This is a genomic window from Cellulophaga geojensis KL-A (assembly GCF_000568425.1).
In the GTDB taxonomy this organism is placed as follows: domain Bacteria; phylum Bacteroidota; class Bacteroidia; order Flavobacteriales; family Flavobacteriaceae; genus Cellulophaga; species Cellulophaga lytica.
In genome coordinates this window covers 1-12,111 of sequence record NZ_ARZX01000036.1, presented here as the reverse complement: position 1 = coordinate 12,111, position 12,111 = coordinate 1, and the positions used below count along the sequence as shown (strand labels likewise).

The following is a 12,111-nucleotide window of genomic DNA, read 5'->3' as shown; positions in this document are numbered from 1 at the left end:
TTTCTGATAAAACACTAACATTTGTACGCATATTTACCGTACTTCTTTTTCCGTCTAATAAAGACTCAGCTACAAAACCGGTACGTGTTTGTGTTACTAACTTGTGTAATCCTGGCTTACCAGAAATTGATAAAATTTTATCTAAACTCATATTTTACTTTATATCTATTACAAATATTATATTTTTTATAGCGATAAAAAAGAAAACTATCTTCCTTTTTTCATTTCAGGAAAACGCATTCTGTATTCTACTCTAATTTTTCCTTTAGAAATGTTTCCTAACTTACTCTTAAGCAATCTTTTCTTTAATGAAGATAGCTTATCTGTAAACAAAATACCTTCAATATGATCATACTCATGTTGTATAACTCTTGCCAACAAACCGTTATACTCCTCAGTATGTTCTTTAAAGTTTTCATCTAAATAAGTAATTTTTATATTTTCCTTTCTAGATACATCTTCTCTAATGTCTGGTATGCTTAAACATCCTTCATTAAAAGCCCATTCTTCTCCTGTTTCTTCAATAATTTTAGCATTAATAAATGCTTTTTTAAAACCATTTAAAGCTTTTTGTTCTTCTGCAGATAAATCTTCATCATCAGAAAAAGGAGTTGTGTCTACTAAAAATATTCGCAAAGGCAAACCAACTTGTGGTGCTGCTAAACCAACTCCGCTTGCATTATACATAGTCTCCCACATATTTTCTAAAAGCTCCTTTAGTTTAGGATGGTCTTGGTTTATGTCTTTTGCTTTTTTTCTTAGCACAGGATCACCGTATGCTGTAATTGGTAAAATCATATTATCACTTAATTTTTATACGTTGTTCTATTAACAACTAAAATTTTAATTTCTACTTAAATAAGACTGTAAAATAATTGTTGCACTAATCTCATCTACAAGTGCTTTATTTTTACGCTGTTTTTTATTTAACCCACTATCTATCATCGTCTTAAATGCCATTTTAGATGTAAAACGTTCATCTTCTCTTTCTATAATCATATTAGGAAAAACAGCTGTAAGTTTTTCTAAAAAAGGAACAATTAACACTTCTGACTCAGACGCTGTATTATTCATTTGTTTAGGCTCTCCTACTATAATTTTATCTACCTTTTCTTTTGCTATGTAATCTTTTAAAAATGTTATTAGCTCTTTAGTTGCTACGGTTGTTAAACCAGATGCTATTATCTGCAACTCATCTGTTACAGCTATGCCTGTACGCACTTTTCCAAAATCTATAGCTAGTAATCTACCCAAACTGTTTTTTTTGGCAAAAATAATATATAAATTGTTATATGTTTACATTTGATTAAATTATTAAGCCTCACCTATTATCTTTGCTAAAATTGATTTTACAAAAAAATGACAGAATTACAAAAAACTATAGAAGCTGCTTGGGATAACCGAGATTTATTAAAAGAAACAGCTACACAGGACGCCATTAGAGAAGTTATTAGCCTAATTGATAATGGTAAACTTAGATGTGCAGAGCCTAAAGGAGATGATTGGCAAATAAACGAATGGGTTAAAAAAGCTGTTGTTCTTTATTTCCCTATTCAGAATATGGAAACTTTAGAAGCTGGTATTTTTGAATACCATGATAAAATGCCTTTAAAAAGAGGTTATAAAGAAAAAGGAATACGTGTAGTACCTAATGCTGTTGCAAGACACGGTGCCTACATTTCTCCTGGTACTATATTAATGCCTAGTTACGTAAATATTGGTGCTTATGTAGATGAAGGTACAATGGTAGATACATGGGCTACAGTTGGTAGTTGTGCGCAAATTGGGAAAAATGTACACCTTAGTGGTGGTGTTGGTATTGGTGGTGTTTTAGAACCATTACAAGCATCTCCGGTAATTATAGAAGACGGAGCTTTTATAGGTTCTAGATGTATAGTTGTAGAAGGTGTAAGGGTAGAAAAAGAAGCTGTTTTAGGTGCTAATGTTGTATTAACAATGAGTACTAAAATTATAGATGTGACTGGTGATACACCTGTAGAAATGAAAGGTAGAGTACCTGCACGTTCTGTAGTTATACCAGGTAGTTACACTAAAAAATTTGCTGCTGGCGAATACAATGTACCTTGTGCTTTAATTATTGGTAAACGTAAAGAAAGTACCAATAAAAAAACATCTTTAAATGATGCTTTAAGAGAGTATGATGTTGCTGTTTAGTATATTATATATTGCATAAACACAAAGCCCACAATTGTAATTGTGGGCTTTGTGTTTATGTAAAGTAAATTACTCTTTATTAATTCCAAACTTAGTTGTTTTGTGCTTTAAATTACGTGTTTCTTTTCTAATATCGTTATTTATTTTCCAGCTTTCTTTATTTGCATAACCTCTAGGATGATCCAAGTGTATAACGATAGCACTGTACCTTATTTGCTTCGTTTTTACCCCTAAATTTACTAAGCGCTCACCTAATTCTCTATCTTGACCGCCATACTGCATACGTTCATCAAAACCATTAACGGCTAAAATATCCTTTTTCCAACCAGAAGAATTGTGTCCGTTCCATGTAGCTTTGGTAGTAGTAACTGTATTTAAAAATTTAGCTCCAAAACCAGTAAACCTTAATTTATTATTTTTAAAAGACGCATTTAGTCCATGTTTTTTTAACCATGAAATTGAAAAACATGTATTTGTTTCTATATCTTCTTTAGAAATTAATTCTGATATATTCATAGGAAGCTTAAAATAACCCCCAGATAAAAAATATCCTTCTTCTTTATAATTATTGTGAATTTCTACAAAGTCTTTTCTTGGTATACAATCTCCATCAGACATTATAATATATGGAGCTCTAGTTTCTACAATTGCTTTATTTAATATTTGAGATTTTTGGAAGCCATTATCTTTATGCCAAACGTGAGTTATACTATAATTTACAACTTTTTTTAACTCTTCTATAGCTGTTTTAGTTTCTTCTCTAGAACCGTCATCCGCAATAACAACTTCAAAATTATTTATTGTTTGTGTGTTATAACCCCAAAGTACTTTTTTTAACCACTCTACAGAATTGTATGTACTTATTATAACGGAAATGTCTGGTGCTTTCATATAAAATTAAAAATGATAACAAAAGTACTAAGGATTATTTTAATAATCTTTACTTTTGAAAAACAATACTAAATAGAAAAATGATATTAAGAAAATTTTGGGTAAAACTCATTAAAACATTTAAATTTTTGCCTCAAAAATTTTATGTTAAGCATTACTATGAGTATTATACAGGTAAAAAATTAGATTATAACAACCCAATAGAATTTAATCAAAAATTATCATGGTATAAAGTATTTTACAGAAATCCTCTATTACCAAAATTAGTAGACAAATACGCTGTAAGAGAATTTGTAGAAGAAAAGATAGGCAAACAATACTTAAATGATTGTATAGGAGTTTATAATTCTCCAAAAGAAATTGACTGGGACAAATTACCAGAAAAATTTGTGATTAAAGGTGTTCACGGATGTAATTTTAATTTGGTTGTAACAGACAAATCTAAAGTGAATAAAACCAAGGCTAACTTAAAAATGTATAAATGGTTAAACAAAAACCAATACTATAGAGGAGGGTTGGAATGGGCATATAAAAATGTAAAACCAAGGTTAATTATTGAACAGTTTATGCAAGATGAAATAACTAATGATTTAATAGATTATAAGTTTTATTGTTTTGACGGTGAACCAAAATTTTTAATTGCTCAGTCTGATACTTTAGGAAAATATTTTTACAGTTTAAATTGGGAAGAAATGCCATTTGGTTGGAAGAAGAAAGACCCAAATAAAATTAATAAGCCCACTAATTTTAATGAACTTATTGATTTGTCCAAAAAACTATCTGAAGGATTTCCTTTTGTAAGAGTTGATTTTTACTCAGTAAATGGTTCATCTGTGTTTGGAGAAATGACATTTTACCCTACAGATGCTCGAAAAGAATTTTATCCAGAAAAATATAATAAAATTGTTGGTGATTACTTTAAGCTTCCACTAATTTAAATTAACATTATTCTAATAATCTTACTTAACCAAAATATAAATGAAAGTATTTAAAGAGTTACCCCATTCTATATACCATACTTGCAAGTATAGATTAAAATCACAAAAAAAATTAGTACAGCATAAAGATAGCATCCCTGTAATAGTCTCTTTAACTTCTATACCAACTAGGTTAAATAATTTAGATTTGGTTATCAAAAGTATTTTAAATCAGACAGTCTTACCAGAAAAAATAATTTTATGGTTAAATGATTCATTAAAAAATAATTTACCAAAAAAACTTGTTAAGTTAGAGTCTAAAATATTTCAAATTAAATATTCTAAATTAACTTGCTCGCACAGAAAACTAATACACACTTTAGAAGAAAACCCTTCTTCTATAATTGTAACTTGTGATGATGACCAAATGTATCATAACAATTGGTTAAAATTACTATACCAAGAACATTTAAAGCATAAATATTGCATTATTGCTCATAGAGCTACCCAAATAAAAATGAATGAAAATGGCAGCTACTTGCCATTTATTAAGTGGAGAACTCGAGAAGAAACTAATTTACATAACCCTTACTTACCTATAGGATCTTGGGGAGTATTATACCCTCCTAACTCTATGCCCAATACAATATTTAATAAAAACTTATTTTTAAAACTAGCACCTAAAGCAGATGACTTATGGTTTAAAGGAATGTCTTTATTAAACAACACAATAACTAAAGAATCTAGTTTTAAGCCTAAACTACCTATACCAATTATGGGAAGTCAAAAAGTATCTCTTAAAGAAGAAAATGTTAAAAAGAAAAAAAATGAGACTCAGTGGCAAGCACTATCTGACCATTTTGACTTAGTTTCAATTTTAAAAAAACAAAAAAGGTAAGTTATTTCTGAAAAAAAGCAGAAAAAATTTAACAATCTAAATAAAATAATTTATGTTGCTAACTTATTTAAGTTTTATGCATCTATTACTTAAAACAATACATTAATACCCTAAATTATTAAAGAACTTAAAATGAAAATAGTAATACTTGCTGCTGGTATAGGATCTAGATTGGGAAACCCTTTTCCTAAGCCACTTACTAAACTAAATAATGGCAAAAGTATCATGCAAATGCAGATAGAGAATCTGTCTAAAGTTTTTAATATCAATGACGTGAGTGTTGTTGTTGGTTTTAAAAAAGATTTAATTATGGAACGGTTTCCTGAATTAAACTATATTTACAATCCTTTTTTTGACTGTACAAACACATCAAAAAGTTTATTAAGAGCATTGCTAAAAAATACTAATCAATCTGTACTATGGTTAAATGGTGATGTTGTTTTTGATGAAACTCTTTTAAATACTTTATTACCTATAATAAAAACCGACAATTCTTTTGTTGCTGTTAATACTAATAGTGTTGCAGACGAAGAAATAAAATATACATTAAAAGATAATTTTATCTTTGAGCTTTCTAAGTCTGTAAAAAATGGTCTTGGTGAAGCTGTAGGCATAAATTATATAGCAAAAAAAGATATCCAATCATTCATTAAGAGACTGGAAGAATGTGATGATAATGATTACTTTGAAAAAGGGCTTGAATTAGCAATTGAAAAAGACAATATAGCATTATCTGCTGTTGATATTTCTAAGCATAACTGTATGGAGGTAGATTTTAAAGAAGATTTAGTGAATGCCAACAATTTATTTTATAAATGAAAGTAATTTTATTTTGTCAAAATGCATATGCCTTTGGAATCCTAAATCCAATTAAGAATTTATTGATTGAAAAAGGAGATGATTTTTTATGGTACATTGACTCTAAACTTACCCAAAAATTCCCTTATAAAACAGATAATTACACCACTAGAATAGTAGACTTACAACTTTACAAAAGCGATATTATATTTTCACCAGGAAATGAAGTTCCTTATTATATACAAGGAGTTAAAGTACAAATATTTCATGGCTTGGCAGGAGAAAAAAAAGGTCATTTTAAAATAAGACATTATTTTGATTTGTACTTAACCCAAGGACCGTATTTTACAAAAAAATTTTTAGAGTTTAAGCGTAAATATAAAAACTTTGAAGTTGTAGAAACTGGGTGGCCTAAATTAGATATCTACTATTCTGAAAAAAATAAATATGATACAGAAAAAAGTGAATTGTTAAAAAGTTATAACGCTAAAAAAATAATTCTTTATGCGCCTACTTTTTCACCTAGTCTTACTTCTGCTCCTTTTTTGGTAAATGAAATTAAATCTGCAGCTAAAAATACTAATTATTTAATACTTATTAAATTTCATGATTTAATGAGTAAAGACTTAATAAACACATACAAGGTTATTTCAAAAGAAAATGCGAACGTTATTTTTATAGAAGACAATAATATTATAAAATATTTACTGTTATCAGACTTAATGGTGAGTGATACTTCTTCTGTTATTTATGAGTTTTTATTACTAAATAAACCTGTTATAACCTATAAAAACATAAATAAAACTATATACTGGGATAATTCTACAAATTATAATAATCTACAAGAAAAAATAATCACTAATCTTGAAAACGACCCATTTTCTAGTCAAAGAAAATATATTCAAGATGAATACCACCCATACTCAGATGGTAAATCTGCAGAGCGTATGTTAAATGCTGCTAAAAAATTTGTTCATAACAACGGTGTGCCTGCCAAGCGTAAACTTCCTATAGACAGAGCTCTTAAAATTAATTCTATTTTTGGAAAACCAATAAAAAATACCTTTAATGGTCGCAAGTCTGAAAAATTAAGTGCCTTATTAATCACATACAACGAAATTAGAAATATAGACGCTGTTATTGAGAATTTAAAATTTGCTGATGAAATTATAATTGTAGACTCGTATAGTACAGACGGAACAGTTGAAGCTATAAAAAAACACCCAAAAGTTTCTTTAATTCAAAGAGCATTTAAAAACTATTCTGACCAAAAAGCCTATGCTCTTAGTCTAGCTCAAAATAAATGGGTTTTATTTATTGATGCTGATGAAAGGATCCCTGATGATTTACAGCAAGAAATTTTAAAAACTATAAACAATAAAAACATAAATATTTCTGCCTTTTTTGTTTACAGAACATTTATGTTTAATAATAAAATATTACGCTTTTGCGGTTGGCAAAACGATAAAAACTACAGGCTATTTAACAAAGAAAAGGTTGCTTTTTCTACAAAAAGAATTGTTCATGAAACCTTAGAGGTTAGCGGTAAGTCATCTATCCTTAAAAATAAATTAATTCACTATGCTTATTTTGACTACAACATATATAAACAAAAAAGAATTAAATATGAGCAATTAAAAGCTCAAGAAGATTTTGATAAAAATAAAAAAGCCACTCCGTATCATCTCTACATAAAGCCTATAGGTAAGTTTTTAGAGCATTATATTATTAAATTAGGTATTTTAGATGGTAACAAAGGAATTATAATAAGTTATCTCTATGCTAACGCAACAAAAGAGAGATATAAAAAACTACAACAATTGCATAATGGCGAGCAAAAATAAACCCGATCAAAATTTTATTGATGAAATAAATAAATGCATTACTGTATTAGAAAATGGTGGTGTTATTTTATACCCAACAGACACTGTGTGGGGTATTGGTTGTGACGCAACTAATGAGGATGCCGTAAACAAAATATATCAGCTTAAAAAAAGAGCCAATACTAAAACAATGATTTGCTTAGTTGCAAATGATTTTATGTTAGAAAAGCACGTAGAAAAAGTTCCTGAAGTTGCTTTTGATATTATAGATATTGCAGACAAACCAACAACAATTGTTTATGACAATCCAAAAAATATTGCCAAAAATTTAATAGCAGAAGATAAAAGCTTGGCTATTAGAGTTGCAACAGATAAATTTTGTCAATACTTAATAAGCAAGTTTAAAAAACCTATAGTTTCTACTTCTGCAAACCTTTCTGGAGACCCCACTGCTAAAAGTTTTAAAGAAATAAGTTCTGATATTTTAAAAGGTGTAGACTATGCCGTAAATTTGCAGCGTAACATACAAAAAATCACCCCTTCATCAATCATTAAATTAAGTAATGATGGTACAGTAAAGGTGATTCGGAAATAGGAATGACGCAAGATAACTACAAAGACGCAATTAAAGACCCAATTTTTTTAGTAATAGCAGAAGCAGCTGCAGAACTTAATGTAGCCTCCTACGTTATTGGAGGCTTTGTTCGCGATTTTCTATTAAAAAGAGGAACACCTAAAGATATAGATGTTGTTGCTGTTGGCAGTGGTATAGAGTTAGCTCAAAAAGTAGCCTCTAAATTACCTACCAATCCAAAGGTATCTGTATTTAAAAACTTTGGTACTGCTATGCTAAAGTATAACGACTTAGAACTAGAGTTTGTTGGTGCACGTAAAGAAAGTTACCATGAAGATAGTAGAAAACCTATAGTTGAAAATGGTTCTCTAGAAGATGATCAAAATAGAAGAGATTTTACCATTAACGCAATGGCTATTTCTTTAAACAAAAACACATATGGGCAGTTATTAGATCCTTTTAATGGAGTAAATGATCTTGCCAATAAAATTATTAAAACTCCTTTAGAACCAGGCGTAACCTATTCTGATGACCCTTTGCGTATGATGAGAGCAATACGTTTTGCTACTCAACTACAATTTAATATAGAGGAAAAATCGTTTTTATCTATTACGGAAAATAAAGACAGAATAAATATTATATCTAAAGAGCGTATTGTTGATGAGTTAAATAAAATTATGAACAGTTCAAAACCTTCTATAGGCTTTGCTCTTCTTCATAAATCAAAATTATTACCATTTATTTTACCAGAGTTAAGTGCTCTACAAGGTATTGAAGAAATTGAAGGTCATAAACATAAAGACAATTTTTGGCACACTTTAGAGGTTGTAGATAATATCTCTGAAAATACAGATAATTTATGGTTGCGTTGGGCTGCATTACTACATGACATTGGTAAAGCACCAACAAAAAAGTTTCATAAAAAAAAGGGATGGACATTTAGAGGTCACGAATTTATTGGTTCTAAAATGGTATACAAATTGTTTAAACGATTACGTATGCCGTTAAATGATAAAATGAAATATGTACAAAAAATGGTACTAATGAGTTCTAGACCTATTGTACTTTCTGAAGATTTTGTAACCGATTCTGCTGTGAGACGTTTAATTTTTGATGCTGGTGAAAACATAGAAGACCTTATGATTTTATGTGAAGCAGATATCACTACAAAAAACACAAAAAAACAACGTAAATACCGCAACAATTTTAAACTAGTTAGACAAAAAATTGTTGAAGTAGAAGAAAGAGATCAAATTCGTAATTTTCAGCCTCCAGTTACTGGAGAAGAAATTATGAAAACCTTTAATTTAAAACCATCTAAAGAAATTGGAATTTTAAAAGAAGCTATCAAAGAAGCTATTTTAGATGGTACAATTCCTAATGACTATAATGAAGCATATAATTTTATGCTTAAAAAAGGTAAAGAACTAGGTTTATAACTACCAATATTTTTCTCTTTATCAATTTTTACAACACCTACAAAAGTTCATAAAAACATAAACATACATTTTTTATGTTTTCCTTCACATACACTTTTCTACCATTCATCTACACTTTCTTCGTGTTAGACAACATATAATTATTTAACCATTTATTCATAGATATATTTGAATAAAACAGGTTAAAAGAAGTGTTTTCTCATTTATAAAAACATTACACTTAGTTTTTTTCCTATCAATAAAAAACGAAGCACTTTTTAAAATTAAACGTAACCATTAACCCCTTTTAAATGAAAAATTTCCATTCAATGATTTTTTCAAAGTTTAATGTCAAAAAAAAAATCATATTAAACTTTTTCTGTCTATTATTCATTACAACAAGTTTTGCTCAGTTAAGTGATTTGCACTATTTACCTCCTCTAACTCAAACAGGTAATCATATGAGCAATCAAGCAATATATCTATCTACACCAGAAACAACTGCTTTTGATGTAAATATATATATTGGCACATCTGCAACACCTGTAAGTACAGTATCTGTATCCAATGCACTGCCATATACTTATACATTAGCTAATAATGATAATGGTATAACAATGTTACCAGATGCTGATGTAGGAGTCATACTCTCTACTGCTGGACTTCGATTTGAATCTGCTTCTGGAGAAAAATTTTATGTAAACTACAGAGGTAGAAATGGTGCACAAGGTGCTTCTTTAACTTCTAAGGGTAGAGCTGCTCTAGGTACACATTTTAAATGGGGTGGTATTCCTTTTTTACACGACAGAAATATATACAATGCAACATTAGGCATAATGGCTACAGAAGATAATACAACTGTAGTAGTATCAGATTATGACCCCAATTGTGTTTTTAGACAAGGAACTAATGCGGTTGGCTTAACTGATGATATTATAACTATTACATTAGATAAAGGAGAAACATACGTATTAGAGTCTGTTGGTAATAATGGAGATGCAAATAGATATGGATGGGTAGGAGCTGACATAACAGCTGATAAAGATATAGCTATTAGTAACGGAAATATTTTAGTTGGAGTTGTTTAAATAACTAACTCTACTATTACTGTTGTTGTGGGTGGCCCTTCAGGATGCTGGTATAGCCCAGCCAGTACCTATTGATATAATAGGCAGAGAATATGTTTTTATTAGAGGTAATGGTAGTAACGCATTAGAATTTCCTGTTATAATAGGTACTGCTAATGGAACTGATATTTTCATTAATGGTTCTTCAACTCCTATTGCAACTATAAACAATGGCGAATATTTTATTATCCCTGGAGCAAATTATACTGGTAGTTCTCCTGGTAGTAATATGACAGTAACAACATCTAAAAATGTATATGCTTACCAGTGTTTAGCTGGTAATTCTTCTGCAGCAACAACAGGAATGAATTTTATTGCTCCTGTAAACTGTTTACTTCCAGATAATTTAAATAATATAGGAAATATTGAAGATTTAGTTGGAATTAATTTATCTAATGCAGGTTTAACTATACTAGCTTCAAATAGTACACCAGACGCTAACATTATTGTAACAGATGGTAGCGGCACTGTAACTTTACCTGCAGCCCAAATGGCAAATGGTTTAGCTTGGAAAAGTTTTTATATACCTAACCTAACTGGTAATGTATCTGTACAGTCCTCTGGTTCAATAGCTGTTGGTGTTATTGGATTAAGTGGTTCATTAGGTATTGGAGGTTATTTCTCAGGATTCGATACCGTACCAGTTGTAGACTATACAATTACAGGTTCTGGTTGTTTAGGAAGTACAATTTCACTTACCGAAACTTTTGATTCTTATCAATGGTATAGAGATGGCGTTGCTATACCTGGTGCCGTAACAAGTAACTATACACCAACACAAATAGGAGAGCATTATGTAAATGTTTCTAAAAGTGGATGTGATTATAATTCAAATGTAATTCAAGTGTTTTATTGTCAGCCAGATATACTTGTTGAAAAAACTGCTGATAAGAGCACAATTTCTGAAGGAGAAAATATAACTTTTACTATTACAGTTGAAAGCCTTGGAGTTGATGATGTAACAAATTTAGTAATTGAAGATATATTACCTACGGGCCTAACCCTTTTTAGTGTATCTCCTAGTAAAGGCACATGGTCTTCTCCTAATTGGACTATAGGTACTATGGTTAAAGGAGAAAAACAAAATTTAACTATAATTGCAACTGCAGATGATGTTGTTGCTCCTACGACAAGTATAGATGTAACAAATACAGTAGATAATATCCAAGACCAAATTGACTCTAACGCTTCTACTGATGATTTGAGTGAAACTATTACAATTGAAAATTTAGATGATGATGGTGATGGTGATCCTGACACTACAGATTCTAACCCTTTAGACCCTTGTATATTTAGCGTTAATCAAGTAAGTGCAAATACAGACAGTAATTGGGATAATGCTGATTGTGATGGTGATGGAATAGATAATGGAACAGAAATTACTAATGGAACAGATCCATATAATAATGATACAACTCCTCCTACTGCGCCTACGGTTGATAGTCTAGTTACTAATGACACTACGCCTGTTCTTACAGGTACGGCTGAAC

General features: G+C 29.8%; 12 protein-coding genes and 1 pseudogene. 9 read left to right on the top strand and 4 right to left on the bottom strand.

Annotation, left to right across the window (positions count from 1 at the left end):
• From KLA_RS18150 to ruvX, 3 genes are all read right to left on the bottom strand, one after another.
• Positions 1 to 151 (bottom strand): DUF5606 domain-containing protein (locus KLA_RS18150; protein WP_200868417.1); only part of this gene is annotated, 151 nt, incomplete at its 3' end.
• A gap of 56 nt (positions 152 to 207) precedes the next feature.
• Positions 208 to 798, bottom strand: coding sequence for a peptide deformylase (def, locus tag KLA_RS16630; RefSeq protein WP_013619658.1), 591 nt, complete (start codon positions 796 to 798; stop codon positions 208 to 210).
• A 45-nt stretch (positions 799 to 843) separates the two neighbouring features.
• Positions 844 to 1,254, bottom strand: a complete 411-nt coding sequence (ruvX, locus tag KLA_RS16625) for a Holliday junction resolvase RuvX (RefSeq protein ID WP_034647181.1) — start codon at positions 1,252 to 1,254, stop codon at positions 844 to 846.
• Between the two features lie 105 nt (positions 1,255 to 1,359).
• On the opposite strand from ruvX, the gene KLA_RS16620 reads away from it, so the two are divergent.
• The gene (locus KLA_RS16620) at positions 1,360 to 2,175 is read left to right on the top strand and encodes a 2,3,4,5-tetrahydropyridine-2,6-dicarboxylate N-succinyltransferase (protein WP_013619660.1); all 816 of its coding nucleotides are present in this window, start codon (positions 1,360 to 1,362) and stop codon (positions 2,173 to 2,175) included.
• A 69-nt stretch (positions 2,176 to 2,244) separates the two neighbouring features.
• Here the strand turns inward: KLA_RS16620 and KLA_RS16615 are convergent, their stop codons facing one another.
• Positions 2,245 to 3,066, bottom strand: coding sequence for a glycosyltransferase family 2 protein (locus KLA_RS16615; protein WP_013619661.1), 822 nt, complete (start codon positions 3,064 to 3,066; stop codon positions 2,245 to 2,247).
• Between the two features lie 128 nt (positions 3,067 to 3,194).
• Here KLA_RS16615 and KLA_RS16610 point away from each other — a divergent pair, with 128 nt between their 5' ends.
• The 8 genes and pseudogenes from KLA_RS16610 to KLA_RS18555 form a co-directional block, all read left to right on the top strand.
• Positions 3,195 to 4,004, top strand: a complete 810-nt coding sequence (locus KLA_RS16610) for an ATP-grasp fold amidoligase family protein (protein ID WP_235183587.1) — start codon at positions 3,195 to 3,197, stop codon at positions 4,002 to 4,004.
• A gap of 40 nt (positions 4,005 to 4,044) precedes the next feature.
• A complete protein-coding gene (locus tag KLA_RS16605) occupies positions 4,045 to 4,881 on the top strand; it encodes a glycosyltransferase family A protein (protein WP_013619663.1) in 837 nt (278 codons plus the stop codon).
• A gap of 132 nt (positions 4,882 to 5,013) precedes the next feature.
• Complete coding sequence (locus tag KLA_RS16600) at positions 5,014 to 5,700, top strand: NTP transferase domain-containing protein (RefSeq protein ID WP_013619664.1); 687 nt, start codon at positions 5,014 to 5,016, stop codon at positions 5,698 to 5,700.
• Positions 5,697 to 7,523, top strand: a complete 1,827-nt coding sequence (locus tag KLA_RS18590; RefSeq protein WP_034647179.1) for a CDP-glycerol glycerophosphotransferase family protein — start codon at positions 5,697 to 5,699, stop codon at positions 7,521 to 7,523. Before KLA_RS16600 ends, KLA_RS18590 begins: the two co-directional genes overlap by 4 nt.
• Positions 7,507 to 8,097 (top strand): L-threonylcarbamoyladenylate synthase, encoded by a 591-nt coding sequence (locus tag KLA_RS16590; protein ID WP_034647177.1) that lies wholly within the window; start codon positions 7,507 to 7,509, stop codon positions 8,095 to 8,097. The genes KLA_RS18590 and KLA_RS16590 overlap by 17 nt, the downstream gene beginning before the upstream one ends.
• Positions 8,098 to 8,099: 2 nt before the next feature.
• On the top strand, positions 8,100 to 9,515 hold the full coding sequence (locus KLA_RS16585; protein WP_034647175.1) for a CCA tRNA nucleotidyltransferase: 1,416 nt from the start codon (positions 8,100 to 8,102) through the stop codon (positions 9,513 to 9,515).
• A gap of 440 nt (positions 9,516 to 9,955) precedes the next feature.
• Entirely contained in the window at positions 9,956 to 10,582 is a 627-nt protein-coding gene (locus tag KLA_RS18560; RefSeq protein ID WP_051456146.1) for an IgGFc-binding protein, read from the top strand.
• A 31-nt stretch (positions 10,583 to 10,613) separates the two neighbouring features.
• A pseudogene (locus KLA_RS18555) lies at positions 10,614 to 12,111 on the top strand (DUF11 domain-containing protein); the annotation flags it as partial.

Coding starts and splice junctions, on each gene's coding strand:
- KLA_RS18560 (WP_051456146.1), top strand. CDS start 9,956: ATGAGCAATCAAGCAATATATCTATCTACACCAGAAACAACTGCTTTT.
- KLA_RS16605 (WP_013619663.1), top strand. CDS start 4,045: ATGAAAGTATTTAAAGAGTTACCCCATTCTATATACCATACTTGCAAG.
- KLA_RS16600 (WP_013619664.1), top strand. CDS start 5,014: ATGAAAATAGTAATACTTGCTGCTGGTATAGGATCTAGATTGGGAAAC.
- def (WP_013619658.1), bottom strand. CDS start 798: ATGATTTTACCAATTACAGCATACGGTGATCCTGTGCTAAGAAAAAAA.
- KLA_RS16620 (WP_013619660.1), top strand. CDS start 1,360: ATGACAGAATTACAAAAAACTATAGAAGCTGCTTGGGATAACCGAGAT.
- KLA_RS16615 (WP_013619661.1), bottom strand. CDS start 3,066: ATGAAAGCACCAGACATTTCCGTTATAATAAGTACATACAATTCTGTA.
- KLA_RS16590 (WP_034647177.1), top strand. CDS start 7,507: ATGGCGAGCAAAAATAAACCCGATCAAAATTTTATTGATGAAATAAAT.
- KLA_RS18590 (WP_034647179.1), top strand. CDS start 5,697: ATGAAAGTAATTTTATTTTGTCAAAATGCATATGCCTTTGGAATCCTA.
- KLA_RS16585 (WP_034647175.1), top strand. CDS start 8,100: ATGACGCAAGATAACTACAAAGACGCAATTAAAGACCCAATTTTTTTA.